The organism is Cohnella faecalis, assembly GCF_003570905.1.
GTDB lineage: Bacteria > Bacillota > Bacilli > Paenibacillales > Paenibacillaceae > Cohnella > Cohnella faecalis.
The window spans coordinates 279,838-300,024 of the sequence record NZ_QXJM01000037.1 but is presented as its reverse complement, the minus strand read 5'-3'; the positions used below and the strand labels follow the sequence as shown (position 1 = coordinate 300,024).

General features: G+C 53.2%; 12 protein-coding genes and 6 pseudogenes. 7 read left to right on the top strand and 11 right to left on the bottom strand.

Annotated elements, in window-relative coordinates; genetic code table 11:
- Positions 1-45 precede the first annotated feature (45 nt).
- The gene (locus D3H35_RS12655) at positions 46-228 is read left to right on the top strand and encodes a hypothetical protein (protein ID WP_119149697.1); all 183 of its coding nucleotides are present in this window, start codon (positions 46-48) and stop codon (positions 226-228) included.
- A 218-nt stretch (positions 229-446) separates the two neighbouring features.
- Here D3H35_RS12655 and D3H35_RS12650 read toward each other — a convergent pair whose 3' ends face one another.
- The 4 genes and pseudogenes from D3H35_RS12650 to D3H35_RS12635 form a co-directional block, all read right to left on the bottom strand.
- Positions 447-857 carry a hypothetical protein gene (locus tag D3H35_RS12650; RefSeq protein WP_119149696.1) on the bottom strand — a complete coding sequence of 137 codons (411 nt, stop codon included), beginning with the start codon at positions 855-857 and terminating at the stop codon, positions 447-449.
- A 140-nt stretch (positions 858-997) separates the two neighbouring features.
- Positions 998-1,645, bottom strand: a complete 648-nt coding sequence (locus D3H35_RS12645) for a hypothetical protein (RefSeq protein ID WP_119149695.1) — start codon at positions 1,643-1,645, stop codon at positions 998-1,000.
- A gap of 343 nt (positions 1,646-1,988) precedes the next feature.
- A pseudogene (locus D3H35_RS12640) lies at positions 1,989-2,801 on the bottom strand (DUF2935 domain-containing protein).
- 133 nt (positions 2,802-2,934) lie between these two features.
- A complete protein-coding gene (locus tag D3H35_RS12635; protein ID WP_119149694.1) occupies positions 2,935-4,152 on the bottom strand; it encodes a GTP-binding protein in 1,218 nt (405 codons plus the stop codon).
- 489 nt (positions 4,153-4,641) lie between these two features.
- Between D3H35_RS12635 and D3H35_RS12630 the strand changes: the two genes are divergently transcribed.
- Complete coding sequence (locus tag D3H35_RS12630) at positions 4,642-8,826, top strand: sulfite reductase subunit alpha (RefSeq protein ID WP_119149693.1); 4,185 nt, start codon at positions 4,642-4,644, stop codon at positions 8,824-8,826.
- A 59-nt stretch (positions 8,827-8,885) separates the two neighbouring features.
- Here the strand turns inward: D3H35_RS12630 and D3H35_RS12625 are convergent, their stop codons facing one another.
- Both D3H35_RS12625 and D3H35_RS12620 read right to left on the bottom strand, forming a co-directional pair.
- Positions 8,886-10,166, bottom strand: a complete 1,281-nt coding sequence (locus D3H35_RS12625; RefSeq protein ID WP_119149692.1) for an MFS transporter — start codon at positions 10,164-10,166, stop codon at positions 8,886-8,888.
- Between the two features lie 23 nt (positions 10,167-10,189).
- Positions 10,190-10,654 (bottom strand): MarR family winged helix-turn-helix transcriptional regulator, encoded by a 465-nt coding sequence (locus D3H35_RS12620; protein WP_119149691.1) that lies wholly within the window; start codon positions 10,652-10,654, stop codon positions 10,190-10,192.
- A 284-nt stretch (positions 10,655-10,938) separates the two neighbouring features.
- On the opposite strand from D3H35_RS12620, the pseudogene D3H35_RS12615 reads away from it, so the two are divergent.
- Positions 10,939-12,095 (top strand): annotated as a pseudogene (locus D3H35_RS12615) (oxalate decarboxylase family bicupin).
- Between the two features lie 21 nt (positions 12,096-12,116).
- Here D3H35_RS12615 and D3H35_RS12610 read toward each other — a convergent pair.
- Positions 12,117-13,066: pseudogene (locus D3H35_RS12610) on the bottom strand (carbon-nitrogen hydrolase family protein).
- Positions 13,067-13,189: 123 nt separating this feature from the next.
- Between D3H35_RS12610 and pdxR the strand changes: the two are divergent.
- A pseudogene (pdxR, locus tag D3H35_RS12605) lies at positions 13,190-14,625 on the top strand (MocR-like pyridoxine biosynthesis transcription factor PdxR).
- Between the two features lie 40 nt (positions 14,626-14,665).
- Here the strand turns inward: pdxR and D3H35_RS12600 are convergent.
- The 4 genes and pseudogenes from D3H35_RS12600 to D3H35_RS12585 form a co-directional block, all read right to left on the bottom strand.
- Positions 14,666-15,171, bottom strand: a pseudogene (locus tag D3H35_RS12600) (GlcG/HbpS family heme-binding protein).
- Between the two features lie 103 nt (positions 15,172-15,274).
- Positions 15,275-15,894: pseudogene (locus tag D3H35_RS12595) on the bottom strand (FMN-dependent NADH-azoreductase); the annotation flags it as partial.
- Positions 15,895-16,134: 240 nt separating this feature from the next.
- On the bottom strand, positions 16,135-16,578 hold the full coding sequence (locus D3H35_RS12590) for an RrF2 family transcriptional regulator (protein ID WP_119149690.1): 444 nt from the start codon (positions 16,576-16,578) through the stop codon (positions 16,135-16,137).
- 195 nt (positions 16,579-16,773) lie between these two features.
- A complete protein-coding gene (locus D3H35_RS12585) occupies positions 16,774-17,688 on the bottom strand; it encodes a phosphotransferase enzyme family protein (protein WP_158594081.1) in 915 nt (304 codons plus the stop codon).
- A gap of 115 nt (positions 17,689-17,803) precedes the next feature.
- On the opposite strand from D3H35_RS12585, the gene D3H35_RS12580 reads away from it, so the two are divergent.
- From D3H35_RS12580 to D3H35_RS12570, 3 genes are all read left to right on the top strand, one after another.
- Positions 17,804-18,601, top strand: coding sequence for an ABC transporter ATP-binding protein (locus D3H35_RS12580; protein WP_119149688.1), 798 nt, complete (start codon positions 17,804-17,806; stop codon positions 18,599-18,601).
- A gap of 97 nt (positions 18,602-18,698) precedes the next feature.
- Positions 18,699-19,361, top strand: a complete 663-nt coding sequence (locus tag D3H35_RS12575) for an ABC transporter permease (protein WP_233567902.1) — start codon at positions 18,699-18,701, stop codon at positions 19,359-19,361.
- A 42-nt stretch (positions 19,362-19,403) separates the two neighbouring features.
- Positions 19,404-20,186, top strand: a complete 783-nt coding sequence (locus D3H35_RS12570; RefSeq protein WP_119149687.1) for an ABC transporter permease — start codon at positions 19,404-19,406, stop codon at positions 20,184-20,186.
- Position 20,187: the final 1 nt, after the last annotated feature.

Below are 20,187 nucleotides of genomic sequence, written 5' to 3'. Positions count from 1 at the left end.
CGAAGATAGCCGCCGGTTAATAAAGCCGTTCAACCCGGGCTCGGGGTGCAGCTCCCGCAATTTGACGAGCGCCTCCTCGAACGGGTAGCGCGCCTCAAGCCGTATATCCAGCAAACCGTAGGGCTGCGGAGGCAGCATCGGATTGCTGCCGCGATAAAACTGCAGCTGAACGTCCGGCAGTCCGCCGGACGAACGGCCGGACTCAGCTTGTCCGGCGTCAAGAGGTGAGCCCCTCTGCCCTCGAACGGATAATAGATGGGATAGCCGTTGCCTCTGATCGGCTGTTGAAAATCCAATACAGCCATCTCAAGTCACGTCGTCTTGCAGGATGAACAGACGGTCGCCGGTCTTCTTTTTCCAATCCTTGACCGTTTCTCCGCTAAGGCGGATAGCCGTCACTTTGCAGCTATATTCGCCGCTGTCCTCGCGCCGAAGAATGACGTCGCCTATCGGAAAGGCAGCGAAGCTTCAACCTCAAGCGACTCCGGGTTCAGCGAAACCGAGACGCTCCTCTCGCCATCGCGCTTCAGCTCGACGACGATCTCGCTCAGACGCTCCGCTTCCGGCCGCCCTTCCGGCAACTGGAAAATAGCCGGCAGCGTCTTGACCTTGATGATTTGCAAGTACTGCGCCGTATACGATTCCTGTATGGCATTCCAGATTGCTTCGCGATCGGGCATTACCGTGACGCCTTCCTCGTGATCGATAGCAATGTCGACCGGGCTTGCTCCCGCCGCAGCCGTCTGCGGAACAATCGTGAAAACCAGCTCTTCACCGGAGACTCCGCCGACGTTCCGATGCCGCCATAGATGTAGCGTGCAGCTCGGAAGGAAAGTAGAACGGGAGCGTGCAATCAAGCGTAAGGTCAAGCTTGCGATAACGTTGAGGGGGCGCCGCAGCGGGGCGGGCTCCGATTGGGATCGCGCGACGACAATGTTCGTCCAATCTATTCTCTTAGCTTTCGAATCCAGGCTGATGTTCGTCCATCCCGTCCTCCTTACCTGCGAGTCGCGGATAACGGATCGAAGCCTGGCTTCCGGCTTGCTTGCGGCAGATTGATTTTTAGATTGGCGGAACGGTCTCTGAACCTTTCTAAAGGAAATCTTCTTCTTGGAATGAATATACGTTGATCCGGAAGCTTGTGCGGGAATCGTTCGAAGAGCCAGGGATGGGGACGGCGACTTGCATGGAGCGCCGGACAATAAAATTCGCTTTGGATTCGGGTTTGGTCATGGCCGCATACAGCTCGTCTCGCTCGGCCATGCCGTTGAGCTGGATAGCGGCTAGCAGGCCGTTCTCCTCTTCCGTAACTTCGCCGAAAGCAAGCTCCTTCTGAACGCCGCCCGACCCGCGCCAGCGTATAGCGCAGCGTCAGCGTCGTCCGATGCGGCAGCGGCTGCGCTTGCCGGTCGGCTAATCCGAGCTCCTCGGCGGCATATTTTACGAGATGAAGCCTTAACACCCAGCCTGGCGCGCGAGCTTCGAGAACCGCTTTGTACCGCTCTTTGCCATCGACCGTGCTTTCGGTGTCCAGCTTGTAGCGAGGCAAATAATAGAGCGTCGCAGCGTTTCCCGCATCCTCGAACAGAACGGTATCGCTCGCCAGAGGCGCCGTGCTGACCGGAACGTCCAGCTGATCGCGCAAATAACCTTGCTCGGCAGCCGAAAAATCGGCCCGACAACGCCGCGGCCGATTCTATTTTTAACGCGCTTTCTTTTAGCTGGTACAAGCTCTCTTTGAGGAAAACACCTTTCTGCCCGTTGACAATGGATCGCGCCCTCCTTAAGTAAGTCATACCGGGAAATCATCGAAAAGTCGGAAACCAAGTCGATAATGTAGTATAAAAACGCGGCTGGCGAAAAGTCTTGTCAATTCCTGCCGATAAAAATAATAATGACCTGCGCCTATAGACCTAGACTCACAAAAAAGCGATTCAGGGAGCCCCTGAACCGCCGTTTACAGCACGATAGCATGCAGTGCGATTGCTTTAATGCGGTTGCGCAGCTTGCACGGGATTGCCCGAAAGGCTGTTCTCGAACATGTCGATAATGAGCAAAAAATGCTCCGCTTCACGGAACACATGATCCGCCAGCAGCGGATGGATAATGCTCTTAATTCGGCATGCTTCGATTAAGTCGCGCGCCGTTTTCTTGAAATCGCGCAGCGACTTCACCGATACCCGGTTCTGATCGAGGAATTGGTCCAACAAAGGCTTAGTCTGAGACTGCGGTCGCATGGACTCCAGGTCTTTGCCTGAAACAGCAATTGATCGAATTCATGGCTGAAGTTGTTGGCTTGATCGACCAGCTTTCGTTCGGAAGGATCAAGCAAATGGCTAATGAACTTGGCATGATCCGCCATAATTCTCAGGAAAAAGACATTCTCGTCGATGATGGCGTCAGGCAATGGCTCTAACCGGCCGAGGTTCAGTTCCGCCAGCCGATTCCTGAAGTAATTAGCCTCTCTGCTCACATGATCGACGAGCAGAGGGAAATTGTTGGCGCGGGCAGCTGGCACGTCAGTATCAAACCGAGCACTCTTCTTTTGAATACCCATATGTAAGATACTGCCGTATGGACTTCTTCATTAAATCTCCTGATTACGTTCGGGTCTGTTCCGAGCGTGTAGGCGTTGGCTTTATTCTCAATAGCTTCAAAGATGGAATAAAAATGATTAGCCTCATTAATTAATTGCGTGTCCTCGCATCGAAACCCCAATCTCAAAAACAAAGAATGCTCTTTCATGATCCTCGACCAGAACCTTACCTCTCTAACGAACGGGCGACAAATTGTTCCGACAACAGCAATCCCTCCTCTTGGCGTACTCTCCCTCCTCCTACGGTATGAATGGCTGCTGGCTCATATGTCAGTATCCGGCAGCTATGGGTCGCCCGTCTCGGTGCAGGCCAGCGTAACGCTGACCCTCGTTCTGAATTACAGGACGCTTTCCGCGAAGCCCGTCTCTTCGTACACGTTGGGCAACTCGTCGATGAACTCTGTCCAGTCCATCTTCATCTCCGCGTCGTCGAGCAAGCAATCGTCAAGCGATGCCGCGATGCGTTCGCGGTCCATCTCGATCCCGATAAACACGACTTTATTAATACGGTCACCGAATTCCGGCGACCAGATGCCGACAAGCTCAGGATCTTCCTGAAGATACAGCTCGCGCTCCTCCTGCGGCAGCGCGGCGACCCAATAGCCCGAAGGACCGAACTGGATGGACGGCCCCGCCTGACTTAAGCTTTGGCCCATATCGTTGCGCGAGGCGACCCACATCGTTCCTTTGGCGCGGACGATCTCAACCGGCCACTCCTCCAGCCATTCCATCAATCTGCCGGGGTGGAACGGCTTGATGCGCTCGTAGACGAAGGACGAAATACCGTATTCTTCCGTCTCCGGCGTATGGGTCGGCTTCTCCAATTCCCGAATCCATCCGGCCGATTGGCTGGCCTCGTCGAAGTCAAACAAACCGGTATTCAAAAGATCGGCGGGATCGACCTTGCCGCGAACGGTTCGCACGATTTTCGCACGAGGCTGGAGCTTCCTTAATACGCCTTCCAGCTGAGCAAGCTCCTCTTCGTCGATCAGGTCGCATTTGTTCAATAGAAGCACGTCGCAAAATTCGATCTGATCGATGAGCAAATCCACTACTTCGCGAGTGTCGTCCTCGCCAACCGCTTGATTCCGCTCCAGCAGCGATTCGCCCGAGGAGAAGTCATGCCAGAATCGGTAAGCGTCCACGACCGTAACCATGCAGTCCAGCCGGCAAATCCGCGACAAGTCGATACCCTGCTCCTCATCGACATAAGTGAACGTCTGCGCAACGGGGACAGGCTCGCCGACCCCCGTCGACTCGATCAGAATGTAGTCGAACCGGCCCTCGTTCGCGAGACGCTCGACTTCCCGCAGCAAATCTTCCCGCAGCGTACAGCAGATGCAGCCGTTGGACATTTCCACCAGCTTTTCGTCCGTGCGCGACAGCCCTCCGCCTTCTTTGACCAAGGCAGCATCGATATTGACTTCGCTCAGGTCATTGACGATAACGGCGACCTTTAGACCTTGCCGATTGTTCAGCACATGGTTCAATACCGTCGTTTTCCCCGAGCCCAAATACCCGCTTAATACAGTTACCGGAATACGATTTACGTTCAACGCGATCACCCCTATTGTAATTTTTACGAATTTAGCTCGTTATATAGTCGTAAAAACGTCCAACCCCTTCTCAGTTGTTTAAACGTAATTATTACGTTTAAACAACGTAACAGAAATAAAGAAGTTCGTCAACGGTCTCTCTCCCAGAACATTGCCGTTTCTTCGATCAGTGTTATGTTTCCTAACATATTTTGAATGTTGTTTTTCGACATTAACTGTCTTCATTTCGTCTTAACTCGATCTTGTCCTGTTCCTTTTTACCGATTCCCCTCGAATGATCGTCTTCATCGGAGTCTGAATAACGAACACCCTCCCATGATACTTTTCATCACACAAAACCCCACTTATTCATTTCGTGTTATATTTCTTAACACAAAATCATTGACTTTTATCGTAGTACGATATATATTTTTATTAAATTTAATTATGTTTAGTTATATTTAGTTATAACTAGCATGAAAACAACCATTGAAATGCCGGTGATCCGACGTGACGAAAAAAGTGAAAAGCGTATGTCCTTATTGCGGGGTCGGTTGCGGCATCGTACTCGAAGTGTCCGGCAACCGGGTCGTCAAGGTCACGGGAGATAAAGAGCATCCTACGAATTTCGGGAGGCTCTGCACCAAAGGAAACACTTGCGCCCAAGCGATTTCCGAATCCGGAAGATTGGAGTACGCGCTTGTTCGAGAGTCGCGAAATAACGAGCCTGTCAAGACGGGAATCACTGACGCGATTCGCGGAACGGCAAAGCGATTGAAAGCCATTCTAGATGAGCACGGTCCCGATGCCCTTTCTTTTTATGTATCGGGTCAAATGTCCTTGGAGTCTCAGTATCTGGTCAACAAGTTAGCCAAAGGGTTCATTCGCACGAACAATATCGAGTCCAATTCGCGATTGTGCATGGCAAGCGCGGGCAGCGGCTACAAGCTGTCTCTCGGGGCGGACGGTCCTCCCGGCTCTTATCAAGATATGGACCGAACAGACTTGTTCTTCGTTATTGGGGCTAATATGGCCGACTGTCATCCTATTCTGTTCCTTCGGGTAATGGATCGGGTTAAAGCGGGAGCAAAGCTGATCGTAGTCGATCCCCGTCGCAATGCTACTGCCGACAAGGCATCGCTATTTATGCAGATTAAACCGGGAACCGATCTTGCCCTGCTTAACGGTCTGTTGCATCTCATCGTCAAGAACGGGCACACCGACCCGGCCTTTATCGAACAATTTACCTCGGGCTGGGAGAACATGACCGCATTTCTGGACGATTATCCTCCCGATAAAGTCGCTCAAATAACCGGAATCCCCGAAGCCGATATTCGCCAAACGGCCTTATGGATCGGTCAGTCGCAGGAGTGGATGAGCTGCTGGACGATGGGGCTTAATCAGAGCACTCACGGTACTTGGCACACGAACGCCATTTGCAACCTCCATCTCGCAACGGGCAAAATATGCCGCCCCGGCAGCGGCCCCTTCTCGCTGACCGGACAGCCGAACGCGATGGGCGGACGAGAAATGGGCTATATGGGACCCGGCCTGCCTGGACAACGAAGCGTGCTGTCGGAAGCCGATCGCTTATTTATGGAAGACTTATGGAAAGTTCCACGCGGAACGCTGCGAACCGAAGTCGGCACAGGCACCGTCTCCATGTTCCAAAGCATGCAGGCCGGGGATATCAAAGCGTGCTGGATCATTTGCACAAACCCGGTCGCCACAGTCCCCAATCGAAAAAATGTCATTGCAGCCCTGCAAGCCGCCGAACTGGTTATTACGCAAGATGCCTTCCTCGATACGGAAACAAATCGTTATGCGGATGTCCTGTTGCCCGGCGCATTATGGTCCGAAGGCGAAGGAGTGATGATCAATTCCGAGCGAAACCTGACCTTGATGCAAAAAGCGGTCGATCCTCCCGGAGAAGCGCTTCCCGATTGGCGGATCATTGCGCTGATCGCTTGCGAAATGGGCTATTCGGATGCCTTTACCTATGAAACCTCAGCCGATGTATACCGGGAAATTCAACAGGCATGGAACCCAAAAACAGGCTATGACATTCGAGGAGCTACCTACGAACGGCTCGAAGCAACGCCCATGCAGTGGCCATGCGCACCGAACGGCGAAAGCGACCGGAATCCGATCCGTTATTTGAACGACGGGGTCAGCCAGTCGCTGAAGGTGGATGAAGACGGCAGCCATCCGCGACTCGTCTTCCCTACCGAGAGCGGGAAAGGCATCTTCCTTGCACGTCCGTATATGCCTCCTGCAGAGATGCCGGACAGCGAGCATCCCTTCGTGCTTAACACCGGACGATTGCAGCATCAATGGCACACCATGACCAAGACAGGTAAAATTCCGAAGCTGAACAAGCTGAATCCGGGACCTTTCGTTGAAATTCATCCCGAGGATGCGGCCATATTAGGCATTATCGACAAGGATAGCGTGGAAGTCCGTTCGCGGCGTGGGCTTGCTATCTTGCCTGCTGCCGTGACCGACAGAGTCCGCCCCGGCAATTGCTTCGCGCCGTTTCACTGGAACGATGTCTTCGGCGAGAATCTCGCGATTAACGACGTTACCAACGATGCTATCGATCCAATCTCTTTTCAACCTGAATTCAAATTTTGCGCAGTATCGATCGTCCGCGTTGCCGCCCCCGTGAATGCGGAAATATCGAACGAAGGCAATTTGGCAGACGGCAAAATCGCAAGCATGGCGGTTGCCGCCGTTCAAAAGGAGGAAATGTATATGGCCCAAATCGATACGCTAGCCAAGATGCTCGGAATTGATTCCGCACCGGCTATGTCGCTTGAAAGCCACGAAAAAACGTATCTCTCGGGATTTATTTCGAGTCTGCGCGAGAATGAATCGCGTTCGAATCCGGGAGTTCCCGTCCTCCCTCTCACCGCGCCTCTGGAGCCGACCAAGCGGAATTGGCTGGACGGCGTGCTGGCCGGACTGTTCTCCCGCACTTATCTTCCGGATGCCGCGATGCCCTTGCTCCAGTCTCAGTCAACAGCGATAACATCTCCAGCAGCGGCTTCCGTAGCGGTAATCGATCGTAAGCCTTCCGTCTCTATCGTATGGGCGTCGCAAACCGGTAATGCGGAAGCCGCCGCCCAGAAGTGTGCGCAAAGCCTCCAATCTAGCGGATACGACATCCGAATAGTCGACATGTCCTCTTATTCCGTCGCTCAATTGGCCGAAGAACGCTATGTACTATTCGTTGCAAGCACGTTCGGAGCCGGCGATCCTCCCGACAACGGAGCCGACTTCTGGCAAACCCTTCAAGCCGAAAATCCGCCTCGATTGCCGGGGCTTCGGTATGCCGTGCTCGCTTTCGGAGATTCCAACTACGATTTGTTCTGCGGCTTCGGGCGTAATCTCGATTCCCGCATCGAAGCGCTAGGCGGCAAACGACTGTTGAATCGCAACGATTGCGATACGGACTATGAAGATCAAGTCGATTCCTGGATTCAAGCGATTGAAGGCGCCATCCATGCGGACGATCAAGCCGCTCAAGCCGGGGCACATTCGGCATCTGCAGCCAACGAAGCAAAAATAGTGGATTACGACCGCAATCAACCTTACCGATCCCGTCTTCTCGTTAATCGTCTTTTGAGTAAAGACGGCTCCGAGAAAGAAACGCGCCAATTTGTTTTCGATCTGAAAAACTCAGGCTTCCGCTATGAGGCCGGCGATGCGCTTGGCATCTGGCCGACGAATTGCCCGGATCTGGTCAAAGAAACGATTGAAGCGCTTCGAGTAAATCCCGACGACCTTATTGCCGTCAAAGGAATGGGAGAAGTGCCCGTAAAAGATGCGCTTCTTCGTCACCTTGACATTATCCGAATTACTCCGGCAATCCTTCAATTTGTTCAAGAGCGCTCAAAAAGCGAAAAGCTTGAACATCTTCTGAAGAGCGAAAACAACTCGGAATTGAAAAAGTGGCTATGGGGGCGACAATTGGCGGATCTGCTGCTGGAATTCCCGATGACGGCGAACGCCAGAGAGCTTATCGAGACGCTTAAACCGCTGCAGCCTCGTCTCTATTCGATATCGTCAAGCCCGAAAATGAATCCTGACGAGGTTCATATTACGGTTTCGACGATTCGCTATTCATTCCATGGAAAAGCCAGAAAAGGTTTATGCTCGGCCTTTCTCGCGGACCGCGCGGAGAACGAAACGCCCATACCGATTTTCGTTCAAAAATCCTCTCACTTCCGTCCTCCGGCCAATCCGGACGATTCCATGATCATGGTCGGCCCCGGCACGGGCGTCGGGCCGTTCCGAGGCTTTCTTCAAGAGCGTCGGGCCACAGATGCCAAAGGGAAAAACTGGCTCATATTCGGCGAGCAGCGATCCGACTTCGATTTTTATTACAAAGAGGAACTGGAAGGCTTGCAAAAGGAAGGGTTTTTGCACAGGCTGGACACCGCCTTTTCACGGGATCAGGCGGAAAAGAATTACGTTCAGCACCGAATGCTGCAAAATGGAGCGGAGCTCTGGGCTTGGTTAAAGGATAATGCTCATTTCTATGTCTGCGGCGACGCGAGCCGAATGGCCAAAGAGGTCGACGCCACATTAAAGAAAATCATCCAGGAGCACGGCAAGATGAGCGCCGCCGATTCGGAAAGCTTTGTGAAAGAAATGATCCAATCGAAGAGATATTCGCGCGATGTTTATTAAATGCTGGTGAAGGATCGCAGTCGATATGCAATCGAGCGATCCTTCCTATGAATCCTCGGTTAAGCTTGCAACGATGCTTTTGCATTTTTCGCCATATTAGCGCCGATCCGAATAGCCATCAACGCCGCGATAAAGCAAATAAAGCCGGCTGTAACGAACATCTGGGAATAGCTTCCGAGCCAATCCCTCATAACCCCCGCTCCGTAAGCCGCAGTAGAAGCGCCTAGCTGATGTGCGACGACAACCCAGCCGAAGATCATGCCCGCCTTCTCTTTGCCGAACGTCATGCCGGTCAGCTTCACAGTAGGCGGTACCGTTGCGATCCAGTCGAGTCCGTAGAAGACGGAAAATAGGACGAGCATGAACGGGGTCGCACCGAGTGCGTAAGGCAGGAACAGCAGCGATAGTCCCCGGAGCCCATAGTACCAGAACAGCAGCCAACGGCTGTCGAACCGGTCGGAGAGCCAGCCCGAGATCGTCGTGCCGATCAGATCGAACAGCCCCATCATCGCCAGCAATCCGGCGGCGGCCACCTCCAGCATGCCGTGATCGCCGCACGCCGCGATCAGATGCGTCCCGATAAGTCCGTTCGTCGAGAAGCCGCAAAAGAAGAAGGTGCCGGCCAGCAGCCAGAACGTCGAATTTTTCATTGCAAAACGAAGAGTTTGCAGCGGAGCCAGAAACAAATTGCCGCTAAAGACGGTCGGCTTTACGACTTCCTCCGAGCCGTAAGGAGCCGCACCTACATCGTAGGGGTGATTGCGCATCCAGACGGCAACGGCAACGAACGCAAGTATAATTACGGCAACGGCCGTATAGACCGCGTACCTCCAGCCGAATTCAGACGTCAGCTTGGCGAACAGCGGAAGAAAAAGCAATTGACCGGTAGCGGCGCTAGCCGTCAACAAGCCGACGACAAGGCCTCTTCTCTTGACGAACCAGGTCTGACTGACCGTTACGCCGAGGACGTTCGCCATCATTCCGGTAGCAAGACCGGACACAACGCCCCATAGCAGCTCGAACTGCCACAGTGAAGTCATGAGCGGAGTGACGGACATGCTGACCGCCAGTACGAGCAAAGCCGTGAGGACCACTTTGCGAATGCCGAAGCGCAGCAGCATAGCCGCCGAGAACGGGCCGACCAGCCCGTAGAGAAAAATTCCGACCGAAATGACGCTCGAAATTCCGCTTCGGCTCCAGCCGTACTCTTCCTGGAACGGTAAAATCAGAACGCTCGGCAACGAACGGACGCCGGCGGAGACGAGCAGCGTAACGAATGTGAGCAAAACGACGACCCAGCCATAATAAAAGCGCTGCTTCCTGATCTCCGCGGTATTCAAGGCAAACACCCCCTTTCTCCGAATCACTTCTCAAGCTTTTCGCTCGACGACTCAAGCGCGTAAGTCAGCTTATCCGACGCTTCGACTCCCAGAATCGCCTCGTAAGCGTCGTGCAATCTTCTTGAAGCTTGCCGCACAGCCTGCTCCAGCTCCATTCCCCGCTCGGTCGGATAGACGAGCACTGTCTTTCCTTGCACCTTCCGCTTCACGAGTCCTTTGTTCTCCAGCTTATCGATAAACCTTGTAAGCGTCGAAGGCGCAATATAGAGCTTTTCGGACAATTCCTTCTGCGTGCTGCCGGGCTTGCCGATGACCAGTCGAATCAAATAACCGTAAGCCGGCGTAAGTCCCGTCGTAGCGAACGCCTCGTCGGCCATTCTCGTAATCGCCCGGCTCAGACGGTTGGTCGTAAAATAAAGGCAGTTATGAAGAAACGCCTCATCATTCTCCTCGTTGGAGCTTGGCGCCCCCTTCGAATCCGTCGCCATCGATGCTTCCTCCTTGTTGTTTGAATTGAATCGAAAACCTATTTTGTATGTACAACTAAAATAATTCGCAAACTCCTTCCTGTCAACCATTTTTTGTACGTACGCTGTTTAGCGGATCGTTCGCCTCACGCCTCATTCCCGCTCGCAGTTCCGGGCTTATAAGAAAACTTCTCATATTTCCCTCCATCCAACGCCGCAGCAACCTGCGCCGACGCCCTCCATCATAATCACTGGCCGATTCACATAGAAATCGATATGCGATTAGAGGAGAGGAAGATGAAGCCATGAGCGACGACCAAGCAGGCCGCATCGCTATTCCGCAACCGATTCGAAGCGACGGCGCAGGAGGAGTGGACAACGGTCCCCGCGACGTCCTTAGAGATTTGCAAAACCCCGATTTGCTCGTTCCTCCCAAGACGGATAACGGACTCGTTCCCAACGTCCGGTTTTCTTTTTCGGATGCGCACATGCAGCTCAACCACGGGGGCTGGTCAAGAGAAGTAACGGCGAGAGAGCTTCCGATCGCCACCACTCTAGCCGGAGTTAATATGAGCTTGACCCCCGGAGGAGTTCGGGAGCTGCATTGGCACCAGCAGGCCGAATGGTCCTATATGCTCTTGGGACGAGCCCGGATAACGGCCGTCGATCAAAACGGACGCAACTTCATCGCCGATGTCGGGCCGGGAGATCTCTGGTATTTCCCGCCCGGCATTCCGCATTCCATACAGGGTCTTGAGGAAGGCTGCGAATTTCTGCTTGTCTTCGATGACGGCAGCTTCTCGGATTTGAACACGCTGTCGATTTCCGATTGGTTCGCTCATACGCCGAAAGAGGTGCTTGCCTTAAACTTCGGAGTACCGGAGAGCGATTTCGACAGCATCCCGAACGGTCAGGTCTATATCTACCAAGACCGAGTTCCCGGGTCGATCAAAAGCGACGAAGTGCACTCTCCGTATGGGACCGTACCGCTTACCTTCAAGCACGAGCTGCTGGCGCAGCCCCCGCTCAAAACTCCCGGAGGAAGCGTGCGAATCGTCGATTCCACGAACTTCCCCATATCGAAGACGATTGCGGCGGCGTTGGTCGAAATTGAGCCGGGCGGCATGAGGGAAATGCATTGGCACCCGAACAATGACGAGTGGCAATATTATCTGGCCGGTCAAGGCCGAATGACGGTTTTCGCGGGCAACGGCGCGGCTCGAACGTTCGACTTTCGGGCGGGCGACGTCGGTTACGTCCCGTTCGCGTTCGGTCATTACATTCAAAATACGGGTGACCGGTCGTTGTGGTTTTTGGAGATGTTCAAGAGCGACCGGTTTGCGACGTGTCGCTTAATCAATGGATGGCTTTGACGCCGCATGACCTTGTCGAGAGCAATTTGAACGTCGGTCCCTCTTTTGTTTCACATCTGCGCAAAATGAAATGGCCGGTCGTTAAATAACGAGTTCGAGTTCGGGTTTGGCTAGTAAACAGTACGCACGATAGCTTGCTTACGGGTGTCGACGACCAATTGGAACACATCCGGCCGGCTGTAATGACCGACGGGGTCAAAATCGAAGCGGCTTTGCGCAATGAGCGAGAGATCCAATGTCGCCAGCAGCGTTCCCTCCCGGTCGTAGAGAGGATCGGCGATGTATTGCCCGAGCGGCCGACGATGGCGCTGCCGCCTCTGCTCAGAACGTCGGGCTCGTCTTCCATATCCCCGTAGCAAGCCAAATCTTCGGGATAAAAAGCTTTGGTCGCGTATTGGTTGCTGGAAACGACAAAGCAACGGCCTTCGCACGCGATATGCCGCAAGGTGGATTGCCAGGTATCGCGAGCATCCGCCGTAGGGGTAATGAAAATATCGATCCCTTGCGCATACAGCGCCGTTCGGGCGAGCGGCATGTAATTTTCCCAGCAGATCAGACCGCCTATTCGGCCGAAAGGCGTATCGATGACCGTAAGCGTGCTCCCGTCACCCTGTCCCCACAGAAGCCGCTCGGACCCGGTCGGAACCAGCTTGCGATGCTTGCCCAGCACCTGTCCGTCCGGACCGAAATAAACGATTGAATTGTATAGGGTGCCTCCGCCGAACTCCGAACCTCTCTCCACAACGCCAACGACGAGATAAACGCCGTTTTCTCTGGCCAGCTCGCCAAGCTCCTCCGTCTCGGCTCCCGGAATGTCGATCGCATTGTCCCAATAGCGTGCCCAGTCTTTTCTCCCTTCCGCATTGCGGCTGCCTACGCGTGCTCCGAAATAAAGCCCTCTCGGATAACCGGGCAAAAAAGCTTCCGGAAACACGACCAGCTCGGCGCCTTGTCCGGCCGCTTCCCTCGTCTTGCTCGCCAGAATGTCCATGGCCGATCGCTTGTCGAACAGGATCGGCGCGGATTGAACGACGGCTACAACGACTTGTCTCTTCTTCATTCGCTTGACCTCCCTCGCATTCTTTCAGCTTGAGCATTATGATAATAGAAATCGGATGGAAACAAACCATCCAATCACACGACATTTCTAACCATCCACCAGACTGAAGAGCAGGTGCCGAATATGTGGAAGCCCGACCGTTCCAGCGACAAATCGTTATTTCAACAAATCGCCGACGACCTTGAAAGAAGAATTTCCTACGGGGAGTTTCCGCCCGGCAGCGCGCTGCCGTCCGAGCGCAAATTGGCCGACCAATTGGGCGTGAACCGCAGCACGGTCATTATGGCCTATGCGGAGCTTCGCGCGCTAGGAATTATCGAAAGCCAGTCGGGAAGCGGAACGCGAGTAAGCAAATACAAATGGGGAGCAACGCCGAAGCATACTCCGAACTGGCATCGGTATGCGGAAGGCGGAAGCTTCCTGCCTAACGTGCCCTTCCTGCGCCGAATCCGGGAAGCGCTCGGACAGCAGCCGTCGTTGATCGATTTTGCGAGCGGCGAGTTGTCGGGGGATCTGGCGCCTGTCGAAGAGATCAATGCGCTGATGAGCGACAATCCGTTGGCTACTTATTTGGGGTATGACGATCCCAAAGGCTACAGCTCTCTCAGGCAAGGGCTTGTCTCCTATTTGAATAAGTTCCGGGGAATCGAGACGACGGATTCGTCGATTCTGATCACGTCCGGCTCCCAGCAATCTTTATATTTGATTACGCAGTGTTTGCTGTCGCCCGGAGACGCGGTTGCAATCGAAGACCCCTCCTATTGCTATTCGCTTCCGATGTTCCAATCCGCCGGGCTACGGTTATTTCGCCTTCCCGTCGATCGGCATGGCGTCCGTCCCGACGATATTCGCTCGCTGTACAAGAAGCATCGAATCAAGATGGTGTTCCTGAATCCGAATTTTCATAATCCGACGGGCGCGGTGCTCGACCAAGAACGGAGGCTGAAGCTGCTTGACGTTGCTAGCGAGCTGGGGCTTCCGATCGTGGAGGACGATCCGTTCAGCCTTACCGCTTATGAGGACTCGCCTCCGCAGCCGCTCAAGTCGCTGGACTCGATCGGTTCGGTTCTCTATATCGGCTCCTTCTCCAAGATTGCCGCTTCCGGACTGCGAGTCGGCTGGATGGTCGCTCCCCATTCCGTCGTCGAGCGGCTCGCCGATGCGAGGCAGCAGATGGATTTCGGCCTGAGCGTCGTCCCTCAGAAGGTTGCGATGCAGTTTTTGAACTCCGCTTATTTCGAGCCGCATCTGGATCGGCTGCGCTCCAGCTTGCTGTACAAACGGGATTTGCTTATCGAAGCTTTTCGGAGAGAGCTGCCTGACGAAGTATCTTTTGAGGCTCCGCGAGGGGGACTGCACTTATGGTGCAAAATTATTCCGGAGGTGAACGACAGCAAATTGCTGGAGGAAGCCATCCGCAGAGGTGTCGTCTTCGTGCCGGGAAGCGTCTATGGCTCCGATTCCGGCTATATCCGATTTACTTATGCCAGACCTCGGGCGGAAGAAATCGTCCGGGCGTGACGAAGTTCGCGGCCGCGCTTCGTGATATTTTACGCTAGTCAATAGACAGCCTGCCGATAGCTGCGGCAGGCTGTCCTCTTACCGGTAAGTCAGGTTCGAACCGATTCGGGCGCTTGCGATTGTAGAGTCCCCAGCACCGCGTTTGCTCTCAAAAGCTTGAACGGCTGCGTTGGCGACTTCAATGTCCTGAGCGCTCGTCCCCCGCTTACTCCGATACCGCCAACGATCATGCCTTCGCTGACAAGAGGAATGCCTCCGCCCAAAATGACAAGCCTGCCATGATTGGTTGTATTAATGCCGAATGTAGGACCTCCGGGCTGCGCCGACTGCGCAAGATTGGATGTCGGCATCTGCATGGCGACGCTCGTCCACGCCTTGTTCTGGGAAATGTCGATGCCTGCAATCCGGGCGTTGTCCATCCGATGAAAGGCGATCAAGTTCGCTCCTTCGTCGACGATTGCGATGTCGCTGTTGAGCCCCAGCTGCCGCGCTTTTTGCTCCGCGACCGCCAGCAATCGTTTTGCTGTCTCCAACGTTAATTTCACAGCCTCTATCCCTCCTTCCGTCTTGTATCGTATGGTCATTTTCTCGCTTAGGTGAACGTCCGTTCGAATTGCCCCTAACGAAAAAGGGTTGAGCGACAATTCGCCCAACCCTTACAGTATCCATTCTCAATACTCCCTTTAGAAGCTGGGCCGCTGTTCTTGCCGTTTCTTGGAGTCCTTCGGAAATGATCTCTGCGGAACGATCCTTGAACTGATTATGTCCTTCGATCACAACTTCCTCCGCCGCAATTCCGAACAGCCCCAGCGATGCTTTAAGCGGCTTGACAGCCGATTCGATCGCCGACATCGGCTCGACCGAATAAACACCGCGCGAGCGTTCAGCAAAACGACTTTCTTGTCCCCCGCAAGTCCGACCGGACCTTCCGCCGTGTATTTGAACGTTTTGCCGACTTGCGTCAGGTAAGAAATATAGCTGATCAAAGGAGCCGGAGCGACGAAATTCCAAAGCGGAAAGGCGAAGACGACTTTGTCGGCGGCGAGGAACTGATCCAAATACCGGTTTGCGAGCTCGGCGGCGGACCGTTCCGATTCGGTAAGCTCGTAGCCTTGTCCAAGCTTGTACAAGCCGGTGATAGCGTCGTTTCCGTAGTAAGGAAGCTCGGTCTCGTAGAGATCAAGCTCCTCAACTTGATCGGCAGCGTGCGTTTCTTTGTATGTTTTCAAGAAGGTGTCGTACATTTGTACGCTTACCGCTTGTTCGGATGGACGGTCGTTTGCTTTGACGAATAGAACGTTTGCCATTTTTTCATTTCTCCTTTGTGAATAGAGCGGATTGTTAATTGTGTAAAATATTGCACAGTATAGCTTAAAAAAATCCTGTTGTGCTCACCCCGTTGGAAATCCGACGAAATCGGAAATGCAGCATTCGATCTTCACTGAGTTTAATGTGCCTCTAGAAAGCACATTAAATCGCAAAAAAACACTTCAAATGCAACCAACATAAGCACATTATATTGCAATTCGAATCCGATCTCAAGTCATTTATGAATTCGGGCAAAAAAATTCAACTCGCCCCATAATATCCGCAACCGTATATTGCCTCAGATGCTCCACCGTAAGCCGTTCGGCTTCAAAGAGAATCTTCTCCAGCTCCGCGTCCAATTGAACGCCGGCTTCTCCGCAATCTACGTCGTCGACCGACTCGGCAGGCTCTGCGCTGACCGCGCAATAAATCTCTCCCAAGGTCAGCTCGTCGGCTTTTTTTCGCAATAAATAGCCGCCTTCGCGACCGCCGCGCGATTCCACGATGCCCGCGACAGCTAATGATTGCAGGACTCTCCGCATAAAGGTCGCATGCGATTGAACTTGATCCGCGATCATGGCGCTCGACAAGATGCCGCCGCTGTTTGCCAGCCACACAACGGAATGAACGGCTATTTTAAACCGGGGAGGCCCGATCTGAATACCGCGGCTTGCGCTGCTCATTTGCGATCGCTCCTTTTTTGCATCCGTATCTCGCAAATTATAGAACAGCCGCGCCAGATGTTCAACCTCCCGTCGACAAAGCGGCTTCCATTTTCGTTCATTTCCGCCTTTTCTAGAGACAGTAAGATTCGAGAAGCTTGCGCACAGCCGGACCGTTCTTCTCCAGCCAAAGCTTTCTGTCGCTGAATTGATTCATTATGTAATTGAAGCTTCGTTCAACGTCATGTCCGAGTAGTGCTGCCCAATGTAAATATGAAGAACGGCAATGTGGTAAATCCGGGTCAGCAGCTCCAATCGTTCGATTTCCGGCGACGTGCATTTTCCTTGCTCCGCGTACCCTTTTACGAATGCCTCCGCCATTTCCATGGAACCGCCCGACATTTGCAGAACATGATTAAGACTAATGGCCAATTCCATGCAGCGAGCGTCCACCGAGACAAAATCGAAATCCAGCACGCCGCGTATTCCGTTCTCGTCGGCCAACAGGTTGAAGATTAACAAATCATGGTGAACGAGCTGGGTTGGCAAATCCTTTAGCAAGTGTGCGGACTTTTCAATCGAAGAAACCATGCTTTCGTAAAAAAGAAGCTGATCCTCCGCAATGGGAAAAGGCGGATTTTCAATAAAAGCGGCGACAGCCGCGCGATCGGCAAGCGGATGAAGGCCGTAAAACTCGGAAAACGACTTGCCCCGGTACGATAGCCGATCGGCCTCGAATTGCTCCAATGCGTTGGACAACTCGCCGACCACTTTGCCGAAATCAACAGCGTGACGAACGCTCGATAGCTCGGGCGCGCTGCCTTTCAGGAAAGTGACGACGGCGCCCAGCGTTCCATCGGACATGGATATGTATTCATTGCCGGATAGGCTGCGCACAAATTCGGGCACTCGGAAGGATAGGGCGCGCTCGCTTAGGAAGGACGTTATTGCGGCTTCCAGCTCCAAGCTTTGCACGCTTTTCGTATGGCGGTTATAGATCCGGATGACGTACTTGTCCGCTTCAATAGTAACGATTTTGGTCACGTTGGTCAGACCGAACGGAACCGAATCGATCTCATAGCCGGGAGTTTCAAAATAGGCATGCACCACTTCGTCGATCAAAGCTTTCATCTCTATTGACCTCATCTCTATGCTGTTCATATCTCAAAAAATGATTGACACTTATTAATTCGCAGTGGTATTCTCTTTTTCCTTTCATTTTTGTAAAGTTGGAGGTATTTTTCCATTGATTACGCTTAGCGGAATCGAAAAAACATTCAAAGTCGCCAAAAGAGCGACGGGATTGCGACATGCGGTTCGTTCGTTGTTTTACAGGGACTATACGATGGTGGAGGCTCTTCGCGATATTTCCTTCACGATTGCCCAAGGCGAGATCGTCGGCTACATAGGACCGAACGGCGCGGGCAAATCGACGACGATCAAAGTTATGAGCGGGATTCTCGTCCCGGATCGCGGCGATTGCGAAATTATGGGCTATACGCCTTGGAAGGATCGTGTCGCTTACGTTCGGAATATCGGTGTCGTCTTCGGTCAGCGTTCCCAGCTTTGGTGGGACGTTCCGGTGTTGGATTCTTTCGAGCTTCTTCGCGACATTTACGACGTGCCGCAATCGGAATATGGACGGAATCTTGAGCTTCTCGTCGACACGCTGGATTTGGGCGACCTGCTTCAAACTCCGGTCAGACAGCTTAGTCTGGGACAACGAATGAGGTGCGAGATTGCCGCTTCCCTCCTTCACGGTCCGAGCCTGCTCTTTCTGGACGAGCCGACGATCGGACTTGACGCCGTCTCCAAAATCGCGGTACGCCGTTTCATTCAGACTATTAATCGCGAGAAAGGCGTCACCGTCATCTTAACGACGCACGATATGAGCGATATTGAAGCTCTCGCCCATCGCGTTCTGCTCATCGGCAAAGGCCGCCTGCTCTACGACGGCAATCTGGAAGCGATGAGAACTCGTTTCTCTACCGACCAAATCGACGAAGCCGTCGTGAAGCTGTACGAGGAGTACGAATTAGTATGAGAGCGTTCCTATCCGTGTTTCGACTCCGGCTGTTCGTTGGCTTGCAGTATCGTTCCGCGGCTTTGGCGGCATTGCCACCCAGTTTTTTTTCGGCGCCATGACGATTATGGTATTCGAAGCCTTCTACGCCAACGTATCCAACGAACCTTCCATTACGTTATCGCAATTAACCATTTACATTTGGCTGAAGCAAGCCTTTCTCGCTTTTATTGCTCTTTGGATTCGGGATAACGAGCTGTTCCAATTGATAACGACAGGCAACATCGCCTACGAGCTTTGCCGGCCAACGGGACTGTATGGACTATGGTACGCCAAGCTGACCGCCCAGCGGCTGTCGAATGCCGCGCTTCGCTGCTTCCCAGTCCTCATCGTCGCATTCGTGCTTCCTCAGCCTTATCGCCTGACGCTTCCTCCCGATTTGACTTCGCTTGTTCTGTTTGCGATCGCTCTCCTGTTCGGCCTTATGCTGCTGGTATCCATCTCGATGCTTCTCTACATCTCCGTTTTCGTTACGATGTCGCCGGTCGGTTCGCTCCTGATATTCGCAGTCGCAGGCGAATTTTTGGCGGGGATGGTCATTCCGGTTCCGCTTATGCCTCATTGGCTGCAAACGGTCGTCTACGCGCTCCCGTTTCACTATACGGCAGATTTCCCGTTTCGCGTCTATTCGGGACATATTCCGGCTAACGAGGCGCTTATAGGGATTATTGTTCAATTAGCGTGGCTGGTCGTACTTGTACTGCTTGGAAAAAAGCGATGAACGGCGCGCTCCGCAAAGTCGTCGTGCAAGGAGGCTAGTCGGATGCGAATTTTTTGGAAATATTTGATTTTGCTGTTCAAAGCGCAAATGCAATATCGAATGTCGTTCTGGCTATTGACTGCGGGACAATTTATTATCCCTTTTACCGTATTCGCGGGACTTTACTTTCTCTTCGAGCATTTCGGGCAAATTCGAGGCTGGGATTTCTATGAGACGGCTTTATGCTTCGGCATTATCCATATGGCGTTCGCGGTCAGCGAATGTTTGGCGCGTGGATTCGATTCGTTCTCGACTCTCGTGGGCGGAGGAGACTTCGACCGGCTGCTCGTTCGTCCCCGAAGCACCGTCGTTCAGGTGCTCGGATCGAAGTTCGAATTTACGCGTATCGGACGGATGGCTCAGAGCGTCTTCGTTCTCTTGATAGCGGTTCAAGGTGCAGCTGTGGAATGGACAGCATTGAAAATCGTCGTCTTGCTGCTTATGATCGCAAGCGGAGTGTTTATTTTCACCGGCATCTTCATGCTTGCGGCAACGATGTGCTTTTGGACGATTCAAAGTATCGAGGTGGCCAACATCTTCACCGACGGCGGACGGGAAGTCGCTCAATATCCGCTTCATATTTACGAGCGATGGGTAACCCGCTTTTTCACGTTCGTCATCCCTTTCGGATGCGTCAATTATTTGCCGCTGCTTTATATTTTGGATCGCAACGACGGCAACGACCTTCTCTACGCGGCGGCGCCATTGGCCGGGTTCGCCTTCATCGTACCGTGCTTGCTGGTATGGAGATTCGGCGTTCGTCACTATCGCTCGACTGGGTCGTAAC